The sequence below is a fragment of the Magnetococcales bacterium genome (assembly GCA_015228815.1).
Classification (GTDB): domain Bacteria; phylum Pseudomonadota; class Magnetococcia; order Magnetococcales; family UBA8363; genus UBA8363.
The window spans coordinates 1-21,578 of sequence record JADGCV010000012.1; the positions used below are offsets into that span (position 1 = coordinate 1).

At 57.2% G+C, this 21,578-nt stretch carries 17 protein-coding genes and 1 tRNA gene; 14 read left to right on the forward strand and 4 right to left on the reverse strand.

What is annotated here, in order from left to right; translation table 11 throughout:
• Positions 1-16: 16 nt before the first annotated feature.
• Positions 17-376: a nucleotidyltransferase domain-containing protein gene (locus HQL76_06845; protein ID MBF0108873.1), complete on the forward strand. Its 360-nt coding sequence runs from the start codon at positions 17-19 to the stop codon at positions 374-376.
• The gene (locus HQL76_06850) at positions 373-900 is read left to right on the forward strand and encodes a hypothetical protein (protein MBF0108874.1); all 528 of its coding nucleotides are present in this window, start codon (positions 373-375) and stop codon (positions 898-900) included. The genes HQL76_06845 and HQL76_06850 overlap by 4 nt, the downstream gene beginning before the upstream one ends.
• 10 nt (positions 901-910) lie before the next feature.
• On the opposite strand, the gene HQL76_06855 is transcribed toward HQL76_06850, so the two are convergent.
• The gene (locus HQL76_06855) at positions 911-1,333 is read right to left on the reverse strand and encodes a hypothetical protein (GenBank protein MBF0108875.1); all 423 of its coding nucleotides are present in this window, start codon (positions 1,331-1,333) and stop codon (positions 911-913) included.
• A 274-nt stretch (positions 1,334-1,607) separates the two neighbouring features.
• Here HQL76_06855 and HQL76_06860 point away from each other — a divergent pair, with 274 nt between their 5' ends.
• Positions 1,608-3,950: an RNA-binding transcriptional accessory protein gene (locus HQL76_06860; protein MBF0108876.1), complete on the forward strand. Its 2,343-nt coding sequence runs from the start codon at positions 1,608-1,610 to the stop codon at positions 3,948-3,950.
• A 76-nt stretch (positions 3,951-4,026) separates the two neighbouring features.
• On the opposite strand, the gene HQL76_06865 is transcribed toward HQL76_06860, so the two are convergent.
• Both HQL76_06865 and HQL76_06870 read right to left on the reverse strand, forming a co-directional pair.
• A complete protein-coding gene (locus HQL76_06865; protein ID MBF0108877.1) occupies positions 4,027-4,482 on the reverse strand; it encodes a hypothetical protein in 456 nt (151 codons plus the stop codon).
• Positions 4,483-4,500: 18 nt separating this feature from the next.
• Entirely contained in the window at positions 4,501-5,532 is a 1,032-nt protein-coding gene (locus HQL76_06870; protein MBF0108878.1) for a DUF262 domain-containing protein, read from the reverse strand.
• Between the two features lie 391 nt (positions 5,533-5,923).
• Between HQL76_06870 and HQL76_06875 the strand changes: the two genes are divergently transcribed.
• From HQL76_06875 to HQL76_06900, 6 genes are all read left to right on the forward strand, one after another.
• Entirely contained in the window at positions 5,924-7,993 is a 2,070-nt protein-coding gene (locus HQL76_06875; protein MBF0108879.1) for a CHASE2 domain-containing protein, read from the forward strand.
• Positions 7,994-8,074: 81 nt separating this feature from the next.
• Positions 8,075-9,343: a DegT/DnrJ/EryC1/StrS family aminotransferase gene (locus tag HQL76_06880; GenBank protein MBF0108880.1), complete on the forward strand. Its 1,269-nt coding sequence runs from the start codon at positions 8,075-8,077 to the stop codon at positions 9,341-9,343.
• A 3-nt stretch (positions 9,344-9,346) separates the two neighbouring features.
• Positions 9,347-10,453, forward strand: a complete 1,107-nt coding sequence (locus HQL76_06885) for a radical SAM protein (protein ID MBF0108881.1) — start codon at positions 9,347-9,349, stop codon at positions 10,451-10,453.
• Between the two features lie 3 nt (positions 10,454-10,456).
• Positions 10,457-11,233, forward strand: coding sequence for a class I SAM-dependent methyltransferase (locus tag HQL76_06890; GenBank protein MBF0108882.1), 777 nt, complete (start codon positions 10,457-10,459; stop codon positions 11,231-11,233).
• On the forward strand, positions 11,217-12,320 hold the full coding sequence (locus HQL76_06895) for a glycosyltransferase family 2 protein (protein MBF0108883.1): 1,104 nt from the start codon (positions 11,217-11,219) through the stop codon (positions 12,318-12,320). The genes HQL76_06890 and HQL76_06895 overlap by 17 nt, the downstream gene beginning before the upstream one ends.
• Before the next feature lie 29 nt (positions 12,321-12,349).
• The gene (locus tag HQL76_06900) at positions 12,350-13,963 is read left to right on the forward strand and encodes a glycosyltransferase family 39 protein (protein ID MBF0108884.1); all 1,614 of its coding nucleotides are present in this window, start codon (positions 12,350-12,352) and stop codon (positions 13,961-13,963) included.
• Positions 13,964-14,211: 248 nt separating this feature from the next.
• Here HQL76_06900 and HQL76_06905 read toward each other — a convergent pair whose 3' ends face one another.
• Complete coding sequence (locus tag HQL76_06905) at positions 14,212-15,891, reverse strand: glycosyltransferase family protein (GenBank protein MBF0108885.1); 1,680 nt, start codon at positions 15,889-15,891, stop codon at positions 14,212-14,214.
• Positions 15,892-16,055: 164 nt separating this feature from the next.
• On the opposite strand from HQL76_06905, the gene HQL76_06910 reads away from it, so the two are divergent.
• The 5 genes from HQL76_06910 to HQL76_06930 all read left to right on the forward strand — a co-directional run bounded on the left by HQL76_06910 (position 16,056) and on the right by HQL76_06930 (position 21,534).
• Positions 16,056-17,711 (forward strand): AIPR family protein, encoded by a 1,656-nt coding sequence (locus tag HQL76_06910; GenBank protein MBF0108886.1) that lies wholly within the window; start codon positions 16,056-16,058, stop codon positions 17,709-17,711.
• On the forward strand, positions 17,708-19,852 hold the full coding sequence (locus HQL76_06915; protein MBF0108887.1) for a tetratricopeptide repeat protein: 2,145 nt from the start codon (positions 17,708-17,710) through the stop codon (positions 19,850-19,852). The genes HQL76_06910 and HQL76_06915 overlap by 4 nt, the downstream gene beginning before the upstream one ends.
• Before the next feature lie 141 nt (positions 19,853-19,993).
• Positions 19,994-20,069 (forward strand) — tRNA-Thr (locus tag HQL76_06920).
• 62 nt (positions 20,070-20,131) lie between these two features.
• The gene (locus tag HQL76_06925) at positions 20,132-20,407 is read left to right on the forward strand and encodes a hypothetical protein (protein MBF0108888.1); all 276 of its coding nucleotides are present in this window, start codon (positions 20,132-20,134) and stop codon (positions 20,405-20,407) included.
• A 251-nt stretch (positions 20,408-20,658) separates the two neighbouring features.
• On the forward strand, positions 20,659-21,534 hold the full coding sequence (locus HQL76_06930; GenBank protein ID MBF0108889.1) for an NAD(P)-dependent oxidoreductase: 876 nt from the start codon (positions 20,659-20,661) through the stop codon (positions 21,532-21,534).
• The last annotated feature ends 44 nt before the right edge of the window (positions 21,535-21,578 follow it).

Consider the following 21,578-nt stretch of genomic DNA (forward strand, 5'->3'; position numbering starts at 1 on the left):
AATTAAGGAAAGTTACATGCCGATCATGCCACATTTGAAGCCCGAAAACTACGTGTCCCGTGATGGTTGCGGTTTAACCTATCTGGAAAAGGAGGGCATGCCCGTGGTTTTTGGCGTGCTGTTTGGTTCCCATGCCCGTGGCGATGCTACACCTGATAGCGACTTCGACCTGGTTGTGGTTTCCCCTCTTTTCGACAAGACCAACCACTGGGATGATACCGAACGCCTGTGGACCGCGACGGTCCATACCGATTCCAGGATTGAGCCCATTGGCGTTGGCGTGCGGCAATGGGAGGAAGATGACCGATGGCCCATCATCGAAATTGCCCGTCGCGAAGGCCAGATCATCGATCCTCATGAAAAAGGTCTTCCATGACGACATTCGCGCCTCCTCCCAACATCAACGCCCAATCGGACGACAATCGGGTCGGATTCATGTTTTTGTCGGGTCTTGGGCTGCTTTATGGGGCCTGGAACCTGGCGGGTGATCCGTCGGGGTTTAGAGGCGCCATTCTGTTGTTTGCGGGTGTGCCGGGTGTGTTGTTCGTCTTCCTGGCCATACGGCGGTTGCTTCGGCCTGGTTGTCGCATGATTCTCCGGATCAACCATGGTGGGGTTACCGACTTTCGCCTGAGCGAACAGGCGGTACCCTGGGAGGCCATTGTTGCCGTCGAATATCCCCGGGGGTGGTTGGGGTCGATTCTGCCAGCGGTGGTGCTTGTGCTTGAGGATGGAACATTCCCTCCGGATCGAACCTTGTGGTGCAGGGCGTTGCATGCCCTGCTTTCCCCGGTTTTTCCCGGACGTATGATCCTTCTGTGCGCGACGCTCGATGTCCGGTGTCGCGAAATTCATCGCACGGTTGTCCTGCATCACGAGCATCACTGTGCCATGATGTGATCCCCTTCCTTCAGGGGGAAATCCGGCGCATGAGTTCGGTTGCGATGGGTTTCAAGGTTTTCAGGGAAGGACCATGGCGCGAACATAACTCGGGATGGTTTCGTTCGCCAAACGGGAGTTCCTCGACCCGTTCGGCGAAGACATAGCTGCAACCCGATCCCAAACCTTGACGGGCGACATCGCGCAGGTCACGGTCATCCAATGGAAAGTGCTGGCAGACGGTCGGTCGCAGGGGGGAATGATAGATCATGCACAGATTGTTTTTCGACAGCATCGGACAGCGGTAGAGAAGCTGGCAACAGACCGCGCACCGGTTGCACCCGCCCTGACGCAAGGCCGCCATGCGTGCGAGGGTGTTGGGGCGGAATCGCACCACCAGAAAACGGCGGACCTTGCCCAGCAGAAGCGCCAGGCTGAAACGATGAATGTTCACAGGGGTCTTCCCACGTTGAGGAAAGGATGGATCGCCGGAAACTCTTGAAGACGACTTCGTCCATGGAATGGTCGGCGATGGTACCTTTTTATCGAAAAAAAGGAAACGGCATTTATCGAAGGATTTCGAGAATTCCAAGGTCCGAGGCCGGGGAGGGGCGGGGGAGGTCGGGAACAGGATGGATGGAGGGTGACGTTTCCGGATATTATGGAAAGCGGTGGATTGAGGTGTTGCGTGGTGTTTCATCGGCATATGAAAAGAGGGAGACCAGTTGATGCAGGCAGGCAATGAAGATGTCGCGCGGGGAATCCACGGTCGCATCGCCCGAGAACTTGATGTCAGGGAAGAGCAGGTGGCGGCTGCCGTGCAGTTGCTGGACGAGGGGGCGACGGTTCCTTTTGTGGCGCGGTACCGCAAGGAGGTCACGGGTGGTTTGAGCGATACCCATCTGAGAATGCTTCAGGATCGCCTGGGTCAACTGCGCGAATTGGAGGATCGGCGGGAGGTGGTTCTCAAGGGGATCGGCGAACAGGGCAAACTGACCCCGGAACTGGAACGGGCGATCCGCGAGGCCGAGACGCGAACCCGGATCGAGGATTTGTATCTTCCCTACCGTCCCAAACGGCGCAGCCGGGCGACGAGTGCCCGTGAAGCGGGTCTCGAACCTTTGGCGATGCACCTGTTGCACCATCCGGAGTCGGTGCCGGAGGCGGTGGCGGCATCATTCGTCGATCCGGGGAAGGGGGTCGAAAATGTCGCGGCGGCCCTGGAGGGGGCTTTGCACATCCTGACCGAGGTGCTCGCGGAGGATGCGGCGCTGATCGGACGGATCCGGGAAACCTTGTGGGAGGAAGGGATTTTGCAATCGCGTCTGGTCAAAGGCAAGGAGGAGGAGGGAGAGAAGTTCGCTGATTATTTCATGTTCGACCAGGCAGTCAGAAAACTGCCCGCGCACCGGGTGCTGGCGCTGTTGCGTGGAAAAAGTCTCGGCATTTTGCGCCTGGAGATTGTTCATGCCCGGGATCTGGAGGCCCGGGAAGGGATTCTTTGCACCGGTGAAACGATGATCGCCCGTCATTGGGCGATTCGTGATCAGGGCCGACCGGGCGATGGCTGGTTGCTGGAGGTGGTGCGTCAGGCATGGAAAAAAAGATTGAAACCACATGCCGATACCGATCTGACGCAACGGTTGGCCGAAATGGGGGAGGAAGAGGCGGTTCGGGTTTTTTCGGCGAACCTGCGTGATCTTCTGCTGTCGGCTCCGGCGGGGATGGTCGGGGTGATGGGGTTGGATCCGGGTTTGCGCACCGGAGTCAAGGTGGCGGTGGTGGATGCGACCGGCAAGATCATGGTCACCACGACCATCCATCCGCATCCGCCGAAAAACCAGTGGCAGGAGGCCAAGAGACGCCTGGCGCTCCTGGCGGGCGAATTCGGAGTGCGCCTGATCGCCATCGGCAATGGGACGGGATCGAGGGAAACGGAACGGCTGGTGGCGGAATTGAGGAAGGATCATCCCGAATTGCAGGTTTCTGGGGTCCTGGTGAGCGAGGCGGGGGCGTCGGTTTATTCGGCCTCGGAGTATGCCGCGCAAGAATTGCCCGATCTTGATGTCACGTTGCGGGGGGCTGTTTCCATCGCCCGGCGCCTTCAGGATCCCCTGGCGGAACTGGTCAAGATCGATCCGCGCTCGATCGGGGTGGGGCAGTATCAACACGATGTCGCTCCGCGGCGGCTGTCGCAGTCGTTGGAGGGGGTGGTGGAGGATGCGGTCAACGCGGTGGGGGTCGATGTGAACACCGCCTCGCAACCGTTATTGGCGCGGGTGTCGGGATTGAACGCGGGGTTGGCGGAAAACATCATCCGCCACCGGGATCAAAATGGTCCCTTTGCCAACCGGCGCGCCCTCAAGAAGGTGCCGCGGTTCGGGGCGAAGACGTTTGAACTGGCCGCGGGTTTTCTCCGCATCCACAATGGTGACACCCCCCTGGACGCTTCCGCTGTTCACCCCGAGTCCTATGAACTGGTGGAACGGATTCTGAAAAAAACCGGTCTTTCCCTGTCGGAGTTGATCGGCAACGCTCGGGCGATCGAAAGCATCCGCCCGTCGGAGTTTACCGATGCCCGTTTTGGCGAGCCGACGGTTCGGGATATCCTGAAGGAGTTGGAAAAACCGGGTCGCGATCCACGTCCCGACTTCCGCACCGCCTCCTTTCGCGAGGGGGTGGAGGAGATCAAGGATCTGCAACCGGGAATGATTCTCGAAGGGGTGGTCAGCAACGTGACCAATTTTGGCGCCTTTGTCGATATCGGGGTCCATCAGGATGGGCTGGTGCATGTTTCGATGATGGCCGACCGGTTTGTGAAGGATCCGCATCAGGTGGTTCGGGCGGGGCAGATTGTCAAGGTGCGGGTCATGGAAATCGATCCCAGGCGTCGCCGCATCGCTCTGAGCATGCGACTGGACGAACCGATGGCATCGGGCAATCCCTCTTTGCACCGCGAGGTTGCCGTTTCGGCGCGGCAACCTCGGGAAAAGGGAAAAACCGTCGCAACCTCCTCCACCGACAACGCCATGGCCGAGGCCTTTCTCAAGGCGGGACGGCAGAAGAGGTGATGCGGATCCGCTTATCCCCCTGGTGGGGTTTGGGGCAACGCTCCAGGGGGCTGACTTTGTGTTTCCAAATTAAATCCTATATGATTGCCATTTCTAATGAACTCAATATTTTCTTTGCCGATTTGACGCCACGCTCGATGTCCTTGATGGTTACGGATGCGTTCCTGGAATGAGATGTGATATGTCTTGCAGTGATGATGCTCGAATAGTAGGATACTTCTTCATCGGTGATGGACCTGTCAAATGTTTCGACTGCATCATTACCAAAACGTTCTACAAGCTTGCGAATATCTGTTTTTTTCGTTCTCTTTATCAATTCTGTTGCTGTATTCACGATGAACTTGGAAAGTTTCTCATCACCTTTCGCGGCGAGTCGCGAACGTAAAATCAAAGTCACCTTTTCTTCGATCTCGGAATGGAAGACTACGGTAAGATATTGAGCGAGATACGATTCGATGAGGGCGTCAGGATTGGAGGACAGGTTGGATCTGATGGCCTCCAGGGTAAGTTCTGTTCTGTCAAGATTGGACATTGCACAATTCCAGATTGGTTAAAAATATTTTGCGGCAATCTTTATGCGTTTCTTTAATATGTTCGTGTCACTTGTGTTTCTTGTGATACAAGAAACAAAATCAGAATCTTTTTTTAGTGCCTCAAGAACATCGGATAACTTCTCTGGCTTTCTCTTTGTGAGTATGGAAACAAAGACTGCATCCAATAGTCCATAATTCAATCGCTGCCTGTAATGGAATGGAGTCTCTCCAACAGAATCGATTATATAGTGACAAGCATCGGAAAAGGCATTCACGATTTTTTCAAAATCTGATATTTTTCTTTTTTCCTCCATGAAACCATTGAGAAAACCCTTCATTGGCTTGTTGTATTGATTGATTTTCTCGGAGAGGGCGATAATGCGCAAGACGAGTTCGACATCCCGCATCCGCTTGTCCGGCCTGTGCCGGCCCAGGATCCTCTGCCAGTCGTCATTGGCGTTCATTCTTTCGAGGGCATCGGCAAAGTCGCCATGGGCGACGCATTTTCTGATTTCCATGGGATTGAGATTGATTCCGCCTGTATTGAGACGTTCAAAAATGTGATAGACGCTTGTATGATCCTCCGGGCTTATTTGTTGAATGACGGTGGCCCGCATGACAGAATTTTCCAGAGCGAATTTGTCTTCCTCATCCAGTTGCGTGAAGCTCTTTCCTTCCCATCTGCTGGTAACACGCTTCAACTTGAATATCTTATTGTTGAATTGCCCTTTGAGGAAATAAACAATCGATTTTATTCGTTGCTGACCATCGATTATCAGGAATTTTTTGCTTTTTCTTTCTTTATACAAAAACACTCCAGGTACGGGAAGCCCAAGCAGGAAGGATTCGATCAACTTGCTTGCCCGGGTTTGGTCCCAGACATAACTGCGTTGAAAGTCGGGAACATCCAATTGGTTGTTGTCCCACTGCGTAAGGTATCCGGCCAGTGTCGTGTCCGCCGGATAGCTTGTGATTTCATAATCGATATCGACAGTTTCTTCTTCCGGGTCCTCGGTTGCGTCAATATCCCAGTCATCATGATCGCTCATGTTCGGATCCATGGTTGTGGCAAACTGATTGAAGACTGTCCCTTGAAATACGAGAATCGTCATATTGGTATCATTTCAGGAAGCAGCGAGTCAAGCGCGACGACAATGTGCCCGTCGCTACTGAACCCGGATGATCTTGAGGAATGGCGCTGGAACCGACCGGGCGTGGCGCGTGACCTTGACGCAAGGATGAGCCGTCTGAAATTGATATTCCGACAGTCGGAAGCAGGGTATTGTCATTGCGGTTCGACGAAAAATTGGCCACAATTGATGGCAGCGAGCGTTACCATTGTTTCTTCGACCCACATCGACCTGAAAGTCCGGTTATGTTTGGGGGGACGCTCGTGAACGGCAGCGTCCATCGCAGGTTGATCGGGAGAGGCATCGGGTCATGAAGAAGATATTGCAACGCTATGATATTTTTGCCACCATCATTTTTTTTCTCATGGCCATCCCCGCCGAATATTTCGAGGTATTTTCCCTCATCGAGGAACAGACCATCTCCCTCAGGCACATCCTCAGGCAGAACTTTGGCGACGGCGAGCGGATGCGTTTTCCCTCCGAGCAGATCGTCCTGATCAATACCGATGAGACATTTTTCAAGGAATACAAGAGTTTCCCTCTGCGGCGCACCGACATCGGCAAAATTGCCGAAAACATGAAGACCCTCGGCGCCCGGGTGGTGGCCATCGACCTTCTGATGGACTTTCCCAGTTCCTACAACGAGGATACTCCGACCGCCGCTTCATTGAAGAAGGCGGCTCCCGTGCTTCTGGTTTCCCAGGCCGACATCCATGATGGCCAGTTCATTCGTCTCAACCAGCCCACCCCCGAACTGGCCGCGGTCACCGAGAACGGGTATACCAACATCGGATCTCAAAGCAGCCTGGTGACGAGTCTGTCGCGGTTGAAGGTCTATCCCGAAATCGCCGACAAGGCCAAGGCTTGGCCCTATGCCATCAAGGCCCTGGCAATGTATCTGGGGGTCGAACCGGAACTGCTGCCGGGGGCCATCCGTCTGGGACCCGATCTGACGATTCCCATGGATCAATTCAACAACATCTACATCGACTTTCCCACCCTGCCGCCGGGCAGCCGTTTCCTGAGCCAGACTGCCGGTTTTTCCGCGCTCGACTACATCGACATCTCTGGAAAGAGCGAAGAGGAACTCTATGAACTGAGCTATCCGATCAAGGACCGGATCGTCCTGGTGGGGGATACCTCCGAGGTGTCCCACGACTGGTTCGACACTCCGGTGGGAATGGTCTACGGGGTCGAGATCATCGCCGACGTGATCCAGACCATGCTCAAGGGGGGGCCATTGCGTCCGGCCTCGGTCGCCCAGGAGGGGTTGCTGGCGGTGGTGTTGATGCTTGGCATGATGGCGCTCGGGGCCATCAAGCATCCCACGGTGCGGGTCCTGTTCGCCGTTGTCATCATTCTTTTCTGGGCGGCGGCGGTCACCATGGTCTACATCCATCAGGGGCTGGTCTTCTCGATGTCCTATGCCCTCATGGCCGCCATCATGAGCTTCATGGTCATCAACATGCGGTTCTATCTCCAGGAGATGAGCCAGAAAAAGATGATCAAGGGGGCGTTTGGGCAATATCTTTCGCCGAAGGTGGTCGATATTCTGGTCAAGGACCCTTCCAAACTCTCCCTGGGGGGGGAGGAACGGGTCATGACCGCCTATTTCTCCGACGTCGCCGGGTTTTCCACCATTTCCGAAAAGCTGACTCCGTCCGAACTGGTGTTGCTGCTCAACGAATATTTGACGGCAATGTGCGAAATCATCGCCAAATACGATGGAACCGTGGACAAGTTCGAAGGGGATGCCATCATCGCCTTCTGGGGGGCGCCGCTCGACCAACCCAATCATGCGACCCTCTGCTGTCATGCCGCCGTCGAAATGCAGCAATTCATGTTGCAGATGCGTGAACGTCTGGCGCGGGAAGGGCGGGCGGAACTCCGGGTGCGCATGGGGATCAACTCGGGGCGGATGGTGGTGGGGAACATGGGTTCCAAACAGCGGATGGACTATACCATCATGGGCGATGCGGTCAATCTGGCCGCCCGTCTGGAAGGGGCCAACAAATTCTATGCCTCCGACACCATGATCTCCGATGCCACCTACAACCTGGCCAAGGATGACATCGATTGCCGGGTTCTCGATACCGTGCGTGTGATCGGAAAGAAGGAACCCGTCACCATCTATCAGTTGCTCGGCAAAAAGGGTGAAGTGACCGGAAAAATGGCTGAACTGCTCGTTCATTACAATGCGGGCCTGGCCAAATATCGGGAACGCAACTATCAGGAGGCCATCACGCTTTTCGAAAAGGCGTTGGCGATCATTCCGGGAGATGGACCGGCAAAAACCTATCTGGAACGGTGTCAGGAATACCTTTCCAATCCGCCCCCCGCCGATTGGGATGGTGTCTTCGTCTTCACCTCCAAGGGATGAGTCCAAGGAAAAAAAGGTGCCTGGGCAGTTGTCGGGGTGATCAGGATTTGTCGGGCTACCTTGATCGCGGAGACCTCTAAGATGACAGTCCTTCCCTGGCATGACCGGATTCCTCGGACACGGATTTATCTCAGGCTTCCGGAAATTCTTTCGGCCCTGGTCCGCGTTTCCGGGGGGGACCGGCAGGACGAACAGGATGTGGCACGCTTCGAGCAGTCCTTCGCCACCATGATGGAGGTTCCCGAGGCGGTGGCCCAACCCTATGCCCGGACGGCGCTGCATCACCTGATCGACGTCCTCGGCTGGCCGGCGGGCAGCGAAATCATCATGACGCCGATCACCATTCACGACATTGTCAACGTGCTTTTGATCGCCGGCCTCAAACCGGTGTTCGTCGATATCGATCCCGGCACCTGTCAGATGGATCCCGAAGCGCTGCGACAGGCCATCACCCCGAAAACCCGCGGCGTCCTGGTGACCCATCTGTTCGGCCTGGCCACCGACATGGAGGCGATCGCCTCTCTGTGTCGCGAACACGGATTGACCCTCCTGGAGGATGCGTCCCACGCCTTCAATGCCCGCTGGAAGGGCAGAAGATTGGGAACGTTCGGGGATGCCGGATTTTTTTCCCTCTCTTCCCTCAAGGCGGTTTCGACGGGATATGGCGGGATGCTCATCGCCCGCGATCCAACACTGTTGGCACGGGTACGGGATCGGACATCCAAACTGCCCGGGGTGCGTTCGGGTCACCTGCGCGCCATATTGCTGCGCAACCTGATCGTCAATCTGGCGACCCATCCGGCCCTTTTTTCCTGGACTACCTTTCCGTTGGTGCGGTGGATCAGCGAACGCAGCCCCGAGACCATCCGCAAACTTCAGACCGACAATCCCCACGTCCTGCGTCTCGACCGGATGCCCGAGCGATGGTTGTGGCGGTTCAACGCCGTTCAGGCCCGACTGGGCCTGGCCTGTCTGTCGCGGATCGAGGAATGGGATGAACGGCGCCGGGCCAATGCGGCGCTCCTCCTGCACCATCTGTCCCCGGTGGCCCCGCATCGATTGCCGGTCCTTCCCGAAGGGGGGCACAACGTCTTCTGGCGGTTTCCGTTTCGCGCCCCCGAGGGGGCGGCGTTTCGTCGCTTCATGGCGCGTCGCGGCATCGATCTGACCACGACCCTTCTCCCTTGTTGTTCGGCAATGCCGATTTTTTCCGACATCTCCCGACCGACACCCCATGCCCTCCAGGCCGTCCGGGAGATCCATTTTCTTCCGGTCCATCCCACGATTCCACCCGAGCGGATCCACGATCAGGCGCGGGTGGTCCTTGAATTTTTGCATCAGGGGGAATGATCCATGGCCGTGATGAAATTTTTCCGCACTCTGCGCGAGGGTTCGCTGCCCACGGCGGCGGCTACCGCCATGGGTAACTTCTACAGCATGATGACCGGGCAACCCAACGGGGGGTCTCCCTTTTATGTCGCCTGGATCACGACCTACGGCTGCAACCGCAAATGCCTTCATTGCGACTGGGTCTGGTCGCGGACTTCGCCCGATGATCTGGCGCGTGAACTGACAATCGATGAAAAGATGGGGGTTGCCGATCAACTGGCCCGCTCCAGGGTCTGGGGGGTGACCATTTCCGGGGGAGAACCTCTGATGCTGCCGGGAATGCTCGATGTCATCAGGCGCCTCAAGGAGGGGGGAAAACGGGTCAATCTGTGTACCAATGGTGTGCTTCTTCCCCGGTTCGCCAGGGAACTCCTGGCGATGGACATTGATTCGATCACCGTCAGCATGGACAGCTTCCGTCCCGAGGAGCACGATCATGTCCGCGGCGTCCCCGGTTCCTTCCGCAAGTCGATGGCGGGTCTGGACGCGGTCCGCAAGCTGCGTGGGACCTCCGATCGCCCCAGAATGGTCATCAAGGGAATCATCGCCGCGCTGAACTTCCGGGAGATGCCGCAGTGGGTCGAAACCTTCCAGGAAATCGCCGACGAGGTGGAATTTCAGCCGGTGCAGAACAACCTTGTTCATCAGATCAAGGAGGGAGAGGACGCGCTGTTGTTCCGTCCGGAGCATGAAGAGGAATTTCGCCAGGTGCTCAAGGAACTGGGGCGGCGGTGGCCCGTATTCGATTCCCCTTATTATCGTTCCATGCCGGAATTTGTTTTCCGTCCACTGGAATTTTTCGATTCTGGAGGTTTTCGCTGTCTGTTTTTCTCCTCATTCTACCTGGAGATCAATCCCTATGGCGATGTTGGCAGTTGTCCGGGGCAGTATGTCCTGGGAAACCTCAGGAAGGAGTCGTTGACCGACATCTGGCGCAATCCGGCGACCTGCGAGCACCAGAAACATCTGCGTTCGAAGGAAAACCGCTGCCTGTGCTGGACCTACAACAGTGTCCTCAATCTTTATCTGCTCCCGTTTTACCGCCGTTCACCCTGGATCAAGGATTTTTGAACCATGGATCCCGAGACCTACCGTAATATGGCAGCGACCCAGGATGTCCATTGGTGGTTCCGTGGCCGACGGAGGGTTCTTGAAAAAATGCTTGAGCGTTGCTCCTTTCCGTCCGATGCAAGGATATTGGACGCAGGGTGTGGTACCGGTCCCAATCTGGGAATGCTGCAACGCTTTGGTGGTGTGTGGGGGATGGAACCCAATGATTTTGCCTTGGATGTGGCGCGAAAGACCGCCGGGGCCATCGTCGAATTCGGGACCCTTCCCGACAGGATTCCCTTCGCTTCACTGGAGTTTCACCTGATCACCCTGCTGGATGTCCTTTCCTGCTGCGAGGATGATGGTGCCGTGATCGAATCGTTGTCGAACCGCCTGGTCGATGGGGGATGGCTCCTCGTGACTGCCCCCGCCTACGATTTTCTGTGGTCGAGCCATGATGAGGCCCAGCATCACTACCGGCGTTATACCATTCTGCGCCTGCGGCGGTTGATGGAGGGGGCGGGTTTGCGGGTGGTGTTCGCGACCCATTTCAACATCCTGTTGTTCTTTCCCATCGCCCTGGTGCGGCTGTTCAAGAAGATGACCGGCCTGCTCCGGGGGGACGATACCGGGGCGTTGCCTCGCGAATGGATCAATCGACTTTTGTACCGGATCCTGGCCCTGGAAAGCGGTTGGATCGGTCGTTCGCGGGCCTTGCCGTTCGGGGTTTCCCTTCTGGTGATGGCGCAACGGGGCGATCGTCGTTCTTCGGGGAGGGACTCGGATGCACCCAAAGCTTGAAACGGAATTTTCCGCCACTCAAGCCGCTTCCCCTCCGGGCGATGAATCCGTGCAACCACGGCGCAAGCGTCCCCTTCTGTCCATCGTCACCCCTTTTTTCAACGAGGGGGAGGGGGTTCACCACTACTTCAGGGAACTTTACGCCCAACTGGAAAGAATCGCCGGCATCGATTGGGAAATCATCGCGGTGGACGATGGCAGTCGCGACAATACTTTGCAACTGTTGCTCGAACACGCCCACTGGGATGGGCGGATCAAGGTGGTGGAACTGTCGCGCAATTTTGGCAAGGAACTGGCGCTCAAGGCGGGCCTGGATCATGTCTCGGGGGATGTCGCCATCGTCATGGATGCCGATCTTCAGGATCCCGTCTATCTTATTCCCGGAATGCTCGAACAATGGCGTCATGGTTTCGATGTCGTGCTGGGGGTGCGCGAGGACCGAAGCTCCGATACCTGGTTGAAGCGATGGACCTCTTCCGCTTTCTACACCCTGTTCAACATGATTTCCGATACGTCGATTCCGGTCAATGCGGGTGATTTTCGCCTGATGGACCGAAAGGTGGTCGATGTCCTGTGCTCCATGAACGAATGCAATCGTTTCAACAAGGGAATCTTTTCGTGGGTCGGTTTCCGGACGACCTCGTTGCCGTATGTCCGTCCGGTGCGCCAGGTGGGCCAGACCAAGTGGAATTTCCTGCAATTGTGTCTGTTGGCCTGGCAGGGGGTGACCAGTTTTTCCGCCTTCCCCTTGAAACTGATGACGGTGATCGGTGTTTTTCTTTCAGGAGGCGCCTTTCTCTATGGTCTTTATCTGATCCTGGATACCGTCATTCTGGGCGGCGATGTGCCCGGCTATCCTTCGATCATGGTGACCGTGTTGTTTTTTTCCGGCCTCAACATGTTGGGTCTGGGCATCCTGGGCGAATACGTCGGGCGGATCTACTTCGAGACGAAAAAACGTCCCCCCTATGTCGTGCGCACCGTCCATCGGCTGGAACCGGGGGTGCAGCCGATCGCTCAGGGAAAAGACACCATCGCCGTTTCGATTCCACGCGCATGTGATCCTCGGGATCTCAACCTCTTGTAGACCTCCATATGCCCATTCACATGGAACGAGTGTTCCAAAAACCGTTTCCCGATCCCGATCATCCCCTGTTTGATCGTCTTTCGTTGTTGACGTTTGCGACCGTCGCGATCCTTTTCATGATGACGTTTCGTGATTATGGGTACTCCTGGGAGGAGCTTTGGCACAATGTGTGGTATGGCAAGGCCATTCTCAGCCATATGGGCACGTTTGGCGCGGATGTTCGGGCCGTCCGCTATGTCGATCTTCACTATTACGGCGGATTGTATGATTCGGTCATCGAGGCGATCGCCTGGCTTGGACCGTGGGAAGGGTTTACGGTCCGAAGGTTTGGCAACGGGATGATGGGATTGCTGGGGCTGGTCGGGACCTGGAGAATGGGGCGGATGCTTGCCGGTCCCCGTGGCGGGTTCTGGGCCTTGCTTTTGCTGGTGACCATGCCCGCCTATTATGGACACACGTTCATCAATGCCAAGGACATCCCTGTGGCCGTCGGCGCCATCTGGAGCCTGTACTTTCTGCTGCGGGCGAGCGTTGCGCTGCCGAATCCGGCAACCAGGGATCTTGTCTTCCTGGGAATGTCCATGGGGCTCGCCATGGGGGTTCGGATTGGTGGCATTGTCCTGATCGCCTTTTGCGGGATGTTGCTGATCGTGGGCCTGATGATGATGCCGGTGGCAGGACGTGGATTCTGGCGCACGGTGGCGTCTCTTCCATGGTTGCGTCTGCTCGGTCTGCCCATCGGCATCGCCGGACTGTTGATGATCGTCTTCTGGCCCGCCGTCTGGCACGACCCCGGGGTTCTCCGGGAGGCGTTCGAATCGGCGCGTCATCATGTCTGGGGGCGGACGGTGTTGCTCGATGGTTTGTACATCAGGGGTGACCGGCTTCCCTGGACCTATCTGCCGACCTACTTTGCCGTGACCTTGCCTGAGTTGTTCGCCATGATCGTTCCGGTGGCGACGCTTTGGGGAATCCATGGCATCATCGATGGTTGGCGGCGCGGGGATCGTCTCCGGACCCAGGGTTTGCTGTTGTTGCTGGTTTCGATCTATTTCACCCCTGTCTATGCCGTCGTCAATCAGACCACCCTGTATGATGGGATCCGTCATTTTCTGTTGATCGTTCCGCCGATGGCGGTCCTCGGCGCCACGGCCCTGACGGCCCTGTGGCGCGTGCCGCGGCATGGGTCATTCTGGATGTCGCGGACGGCGGCGGGACTCCTTGGCGTCTATTTTCTGTCCCACATCGTGACGATGGTCCGATTGCACCCGTATCAGTATGCCTATTACAACAATTTTATCGGTGGACTCCCCGGTGCGGACAAACGGTTCGAAACCGAGTATTGGATCACTTCGTACCGCGAGGCGGCATTCAAAATGGTCGAGCATGCCCGCAGGGAGGCGGTACGCAAGGGCCTCGATTTCGATGCACAAAAGTTCACGGTCGGAGTCGCCTATGTCGCCATCAATGTCACACCGTTTGTTCCCGCCAATTTTTCGGTCTTCGAAACTGGCAAGGTGGAGAACCCCGATTACATCATTTCCACGACCCGTTGGAACAGTGATCGTCAGTTCGACGCGCTGCCGACGGTGGCCCATGTGGCACGTTTCGGGGTGGTGTTCGCCGTCGTCAAGGGGCGTTAAGGGGGGGGACGGGCGGATCCTCCGGGCGTTGTTTCCGGGTCTGTTTTTTTCCATCATTCCAAGGCCGTTCCCCGAGTCCTCGAAGAACCGTCCTTTCTTTCTCGACGATGCCTTGCCCCCGGAATGGAATGGAATGGAATATATAGGGATTGAACGGGATCGAGGCATGACCCGTTCCATTTCCCCAAAGGGGAAATGGAACAAGGGAGGACTGGTGTTTCCAGGGGGAATCGATGGAAGGCAACCGTTCAGCCATCTGGTGCAATACCGGGTTCCAGTCGGCGATGGCGGGTTGACGAAAGAATGTGCAACCGTTTGGCCACCTGGCGCAACACCGGGTTCCAGTCGGCGATGGCGGATTGACGAAAGAGTCGAAGGGTTGGATACCAGGGCGTCTGATCTCCTTCGATGCCCCAGCGCCAGTCGGGAACCTTGGGCAGGAGGACCCAGGCGGGATGTCCCAGGGCCCCGGCCAGGTGAATGACGGCACTGTCCACGCCGATCACCAGATCCAGATGGGACATGATGGCGGCGGTGGCGGCAAAGTCGGCAAGCCAGGGGCTTAAGTCGATAAAATTGGGATGATGTGTGAAGTGAAGCAGATCTTCGGGTGGTTTGTCTTTCTGGAGACCGATGAAAAGGCAGGGAACCTTGGGGCAAAGGGTTGCCAGGAGGGCAGGATCGATGGAACGATTGCGATCATTGCGATGTTTGGGATTGCCACGCCATGCCAGCCCCACGTTTAGGGGGGGGAGGAAGCCATTGGGGTGATGGTGGGCTTTGTCGTCGGGGGGGAGAAGGGAGGCCGATATGGACACCTGGTGGGGATCGGCGGCAAGATAGGGGATCCTTCGCGGGATGGTTTCGAGGGTGGTGTCGAAGATCAAGGGCAGGCTTGCGAGTGGTGCCTGTAGATCGCATGGGGGGAGGGGTTGACCCGAGGCGATCACGGGGCCGATGTCGGGAACGGTCCGAAAGAGGGATGCGAGCGGCAGTGGGCATTGGACGATGACGGTTGTGCCGCGTTGCCGCGCCTGGGGAATGTAGCGGATGAATTGAATGTTGTCGCCGAATCCTTGTTCGCAGTGGAGCAGCAGGGTTTTTCCGGTGAACGCGCGGCCATCCCAGAGTGGTTGCGGGTGTCCGTGGTGGTGGAAGCCTTCGGTGTTCCATCGCCATTCGTGAAGGGGCCAGGCGGTGCGATAATCGCCCTTCAGGAGCAGCAGCAGACTTAAGGCGAGTGCCGCTTCGGCATCCTCGGGATCGAGGCTTCGTGCCTGGCGGAGGGCCTCCAGGGCTTCGTCGAAGCGTCCCTGGGCCTGGAGGGCGAGGCCCAGGTTGTACCAGGCCTGGGTGAAGGCGGGATTGCGTTGGAGGGCGTTGCGGAAGCATCGTTGCGCCTCGGCGTGGCGACCCTGATCGTGGAACACCATGCCAAGGTTGGCATGGGCCTCGGGAAAGTCAGGTTGTTGCCGCAGGGCCTCGTTGAAATCCTGGGCGGCCTCGTCGGGCCTTCCCAGGGCAATGTAGGCAAAGCCGCGGTTGGAGAGGGCAGAGGGGTAGTCCGGGTTCAAGCGCAGGGCCAGGGTGTACTGATCCAGGGCCTCCTGGAGACGACCCGATTGATGACAGGCGATGCCGATCAGGTTGGCGGTCTGGTGCGGTTGTTCCGGGGGGATCGTCAATCGGGATTGCAGATCGGAGTCCCGGCTTTGCCCGAGGGCCTGTCGGAAGCAGGCGATGGCGGCGTTCATCTCTTCTTGTTGTTGATGGAGGAGGCCCAGATGGACCAGGGTCGGGAGATGGTGGCGGTCGCGGGACAGGAGTGTCTGGTACAGGTGCCGGGCCTCGTGCCATTGGCCGGCGCGGTGATGGATGATGGCCTGGTCGAAAAGGGATGGCGGGGGCGGATCGAAGAGGGTGGTCATGGAATGGCGCATCCTGGTCGATGGTGGATCCGGGCAGGTCCTTGCCGTTTCTGGCCTGGTTGGAGCGGCATCGGCGGGTTGTTCAAGTCGATTGGCGATCCTCTTTTGTGGCCTTTGTGTTTGGACCTCTTGGGAACCGGTTGTCAATGGGATGAAAGGATTTCATGAACATCAATGCAAGTCTGGTCGATCAACGATTGACCGGAATCCTGAACGAAAATGCCGCATGGTTTTCCGATTTGTCCGCGGCGGATGATTCCCGGAAAAAATCGGCGGCCTTTACGATTCTGTGCATGTCCACCCTTCTTGGCGTTTCCCTGGAGGAGGCCCGCGAGATGGTGACCGATGGCGGCAATGATGTCGGGGTGGACGGCATTCATGTCGGTGATGTCGCGGATGGGGAATTCCTGGTGTCTCTGTTTCAGGCCAAATACAAAAAAAAACTGGACGGGACATCCCATTTTCCGGAAACGGAGGTCCGGAAAGCCATCAATACGGTGGCCATTCTGTTCGACCCCGCCAAGGATGTGGCGATGAATGACCGGATCGCCCCCAGGATCGAGGAAATACGCGCCTTGGTGCGCGATGGATACATTCCCACGGTACGGTTCGTGTTGTGCAACAATGGTCTTCGTTGGAATGAAATGGCCCAACAATGGATCGAGGCGGCCTGTTTTCCACGGGATCAGGTGGAATGGGTCCACTGCAACCATGACGGAATCATCGCGGCGTTGCAAAGGACGAAACAGGTCGATGATGGATTGCGTTTCGCGGGGCAGGCCCTGATCGAATCCTTCAATTTTCGCCGGGTCCTGGTCGGCAAGGTCCCTGTCGCCGAGATTGCCGGGCTGTTCGCGCGTCATGGCGACCGTCTGTTGGAACGAAACATTCGCCGTTATCTCGGGATGACTTCCAATCGGGTCAACCGGGATATGTTTGCGACCCTTGATGACCCGTCAAACAGGGAAAATTTTTATTTTTTCAATAATGGCATCACCATCATCTGCAAACAATTCAGACACAACGCCCTGCAAGGTGGAAATTTTCAGGTCAAACTGGAAAACATACAGATCATCAACGGTGGCCAGACCTGCAAGACGATCGAAAAGGTATTGAACGCCACGAAAGATTCGAACGTTTTCTCCAACGTGTTTGTCATGGTGCGCATCCTTGAACTGGAGTCCGACGATGCCACGCTTGTCCACGACATCACTCTTGCCACCAACAGTCAAAATCCGGTCGATCTTCGCGACCTCAAGTCGAATGACAGCCTTCAGAAACACCTTGAGATTGGATTGAAGGGGTTTGGTTTTACTTATAAATCCAAGAGTGGTGATGGAGTGGGGGGAAGCGAGGTCATTACCAGCGCGATCGTCGCCGAATCGACTCTGGCCATCTGGAGGTGCAAACCGCACCAGGCCAAATTCATGCGCCGGGAACATTTTGGCAAACTCTATCGGACCATTTTCGAGGATTTGAACGCCGCGCAGGCGTTGTTGGCGGTATTGATCTTTCGTTTTGTCGAAAACGAACGCAAACGACCGACAATGGACGTGCCTCCGGCTTTTCTTCCCTATGCCTCGCATCATCTGGCCATGGAGGTGGGCAGGATGCTCCTGAAAAGGATGAAGATTGGTTATTCGGAGGTTGATCATAAAAATTTTGATGAATTGAGATCAATCTTCGAACGTGAGAAAAGAAAATTCCATCGCGATGCCGTTGCCAGAACGGAAAAGACGTTGCAAGGGCTTTATGGAGACAGGCAACAATCCCTGCAACAATTGTCGGCAACGTTCAGGCGTGGTGACTTGAAATCATGAGTGGCTGGCGCGCCAAGGGGGCGAAGAAAGGCGGGGGTTCGCGGGGCGATGATCTTCGTGTGCAACAGGTGTCGGCCCTGTTGACCGAGGGCCGATGGGAAGAGGCGCAACGGGTGTTGACCGGGCTTTTGCTCCGGCAACCGCGCAATCCGGATCTTCTTCATTTCATGGGCATTGTCGCCTATCAGCGGGGACGGTTGCCGGAGGCTGCGGATTGGATGTCACGAGCGGTTGCCCTGCATCCCGGCTTTGCCGCGGCGCACAACAATCTGGGTCTTGTTTTCGAGGGGTTGGGGCGCCTGGAGGAGGCCCAGGGGTGTTATCTCAAGGCGCTGGCCTTGCAGCCGGGGCTGGCGGAGGGACACAACAATCTGGGCAATGTGCTGATGGCCCTTGGGCGAAGCGATGCGGCGGTCGAAAGTTTTCGGCAGGCGCTGGCCCTGAGATCCGATTATTTCCAGGCGCACAATAATCTGGGCAACGCCTTACTCGACCTTGGGCGTTGGGATGAGGCGGTTGCCTGCTATGAAAAGGCGCTCGTCCTCGCCCCCCGGTTTGCCGAGGCCTGGCGCAATCTGGGGAATGCCCGGCGCCACAAGGGAGATCATGCCCGGGCCGTGACCTGTTTTACAACTCTTTTGCAACTTTTGCCCGATGATCGCGGCGGATTGCTGGGGCTTGGGGCGTCACTGGCGGACCTGGGACGCAGGGACGAGGCCTTGGCCTGTCTTTCCCGGGGCCGGTCGTTGTGGCCTGGGGACGGGGCCATTCTTCTGCAACTGGGGCTCCTTTGGAGCGGGGAACGCCGCTGGTCCGAGGCGGTTTCCTGTTTCGAGGCGATCGCTCCCGCCGATCCGGAGCATCGGGAGGCCCGGTTCAACCTGGGGATCGGCTATCAGGAGTTGGGACGGTTGGAAGAGGCGGAGGCCTGTCTGCGCCAGGTGGCCGGGTGGCAGCCCGAACGGGCGGGGGTTCATGGCAACCTGGGGCTGGCTTTGCAGAAGATGGGGCGTCACGAAGAGGCTCGGGCTTGCCTGGAACGGGCCTTGGTTCTGGGGGGCGAGGAGTGCGGGATTCTGACCAATCTGGGATTCGTATGGCAGGAACTGGGGCGGATCGATACCGCCATGGGGTATTATCATCGTGCGTTGGCCGTGGATCCCGAATTCGCCGAGGCCAACTTTGCCCTGGGTTTGGCCCACCTTCTCCTCGGGGAATTCGCCATCGGTTGGAACTATTATGAATGGCGCTGGAAAAAATGGGATTTTGTCCCCCACGGTCGCCAGGAACCCTTGTGGGACGGCAGGGAGCTCGATGGACGGAGGGTGCTGCTTCATTGCGAACAGGGATTTGGCGACAGTATCCAGTTCATCCGTTGCGTGCCCCTTGTTTGTACACTAGGCGCCCGGGTGGTTGTGTTGTGTCCGGCACCCTTGTTTCCTTTGTTGTCGCGCATGAAAGGGATCGATTTTCTTTCGAGCCGTCCCGAGGAATTGCCCCGGTGTTCCTTCCAGGCACCCCTTATGAGCCTTCCGGGCATCCTTGGTTTGGACCCCACCGTGACGACGGTGACGGTACCGTATCTTGATCCCGATCCGGAACGCTGTCTTCGTTTTTCCGATCTGGGCCGTCTTCCTGGCCTGCGGGTCGGCATTGCGTGGCGTGGCAATCCCGGCCACAAGAACGATCGCAACCGGTCGCTGCCCGTGGCGCGGCTGGTTTCCTTGCTGGATGTGGCGGGGTGTTCGTTCGTCATCTTTCAGATGGACCCAACGGATGCGGAACGGGAATCGATGCGGTGCCGGGACAATCTGTTCGATCTGGGCGACCGGTTGCGCGATTTTGCCGATACCGCGGCGGCGATGACGTGGATGGATCTGGTGATCACGGTCGATACGGCATTGCTGCATTTGGCGGGGGCCCTGGGCCGTCCGGTGTGGGGCATGGTTGCCTTCGTCCCCGACTGGCGGTGGCTCCTGGGACGTGACGACAGTCCGTGGTATCCATCGTTGCGCCTGTTCCGGCAGAAAAAGCCCGGATGCTGGGATTCGGTCATCGAAGAAGTGAAATCGACCCTGGGATCGGTTGGTCCTTCCTTGATCCCGAGGCGAACGGAAAAAAAGGGGGCACGGGGGGATTGAATCAAGGCGTTTGATTGAGCCGTCTTGTCCGCGGGGCATCCTGTGCCTTGCACGGCATTTTTTTTTTCAGAAACACATGTTAGAATCGTTTTCACCAAAGGCGAGACGCCTGAGGGATTTTCGTTTGACAACCGCTCCACCGCCGACGTAGCTCAATTGGCAGAGCAACGGATTTGTAATCCGTAGGTTAGGGGTTCGATTCCCCTCGTCGGCTCCAATGGAAACAATGGCTTGCATGATTATCTGTGTTGCCCGCGCTTCCTGGAAGGAGATTGTCCCGTGAGTACCGCGATTGCGTTTGACACGTTGGCGTATGCCAAGAAACTCAAGGCCGCAGGCGTTCCTGAATCCCAGGCGGAAGTCCATGCGGAAGCCATGGCCGAACTGATTGAAGATCGGCTGGCGACAAAACAGGATTTGAAAGAGTTGGAAAATAATCTGAAGCGCGATATGAAGGAAATGGAGTTGAGGTTGAAACACGATCTGACCATGCGCCTTGGCGGCATGCTGGCGGCTTCGGTGGCCGTGGTGGCGGCACTGGTGAAGTTGCTTTGATTCCTGGGGGAAGTCGTCCGTGGCGTGCGTGGCTGTCGTTTGGCAAGACCTCGTGGTATACTCAGGTGGGTAATGGTCATTCTGGAAAGGAGTGCCACCATGACGACGGCCACTTTTGATACCTTGGCCAAACGCTTTGAATCCGCTGGATTCAGCGATCGGCAAGCAAGAGGAGGTCGTGGCTGCTCTTCCGCATTGACTTGAATTCCCTTGCCTGTCTCCAGGGCGAGGCACCATGTCGGGTGAACTTGATGAATGATATTGGATGGATCGGTTTGGGGATCATGGGTCAGGCGATGGCGTGGAACGTCGCGAAGGGGGGATTTTCCCTGCGGGTTTTCAACCGATCCCCGGACAAATGCCTTCCCTTCAAGGAAAAGGGCATTCCGGTGGATCGGGCTCCGGGGGGGCTTGTCGCGCATTCCCAGGTCATCGTCCTCATGGTGACCGGGCCCGAGGCGTTGGCGGAGATGATTCATGCCCTGACGCAACAGGACCTTTCGGGACGGATCGTCATCAACGCCAGTACCGTCTCCGTGGCAGCGACCGAAGCCGCGGCCCAGGCCGTCAGCGTCGCGGGGGGCGATTTCCTCGATGCCCCGGTCTCGGGATCCATGATTCCGGCGCAAAACGGGCAGTTGGTTTTCCTTGCCGGCGGGGAGACTTCGGTTCTTGATCGCTGTCGTCCGTTGCTCGCGACCATGGGCAAGGCCGTGGTCCATTGTGGTGCCGTGGGGGATGGGACGCGCATGAAACTGGCGGTCAATCTCATGCTGGCCAACATGGTCCATGGCCTCTCCGAAACGTTGGTCTTCGCCGAAAAGATCGGTCTGAAATTGACCGATGTGATCAGCGCCCTGCAATCGGGGGTCATGGCGGCCCCTTTGCTCAAAATGAAGGGGGACAGCATCATTGCTCGTGATTTCTCGGCCCATTTTCCCCTTGATCTGGTGTTCAAGGACCTCAACCTGATCCTCGAAGAGGCGGGGCGGCGCGGCGCGGTCCTGCCGGTGACGGCCATCGTCCGTGAAAGTTTCAACAGCGCCATGGCCCATGGCCTCGGTCGCGAAGACATCGGCGCGGTGGTGTGTGCCATCGAGGCCATGTCGGGGTTGGACCGTCGATGATCCAGAATGGTTCGTCCGATGTGTTTGTCTTCCGGAAGAATTGT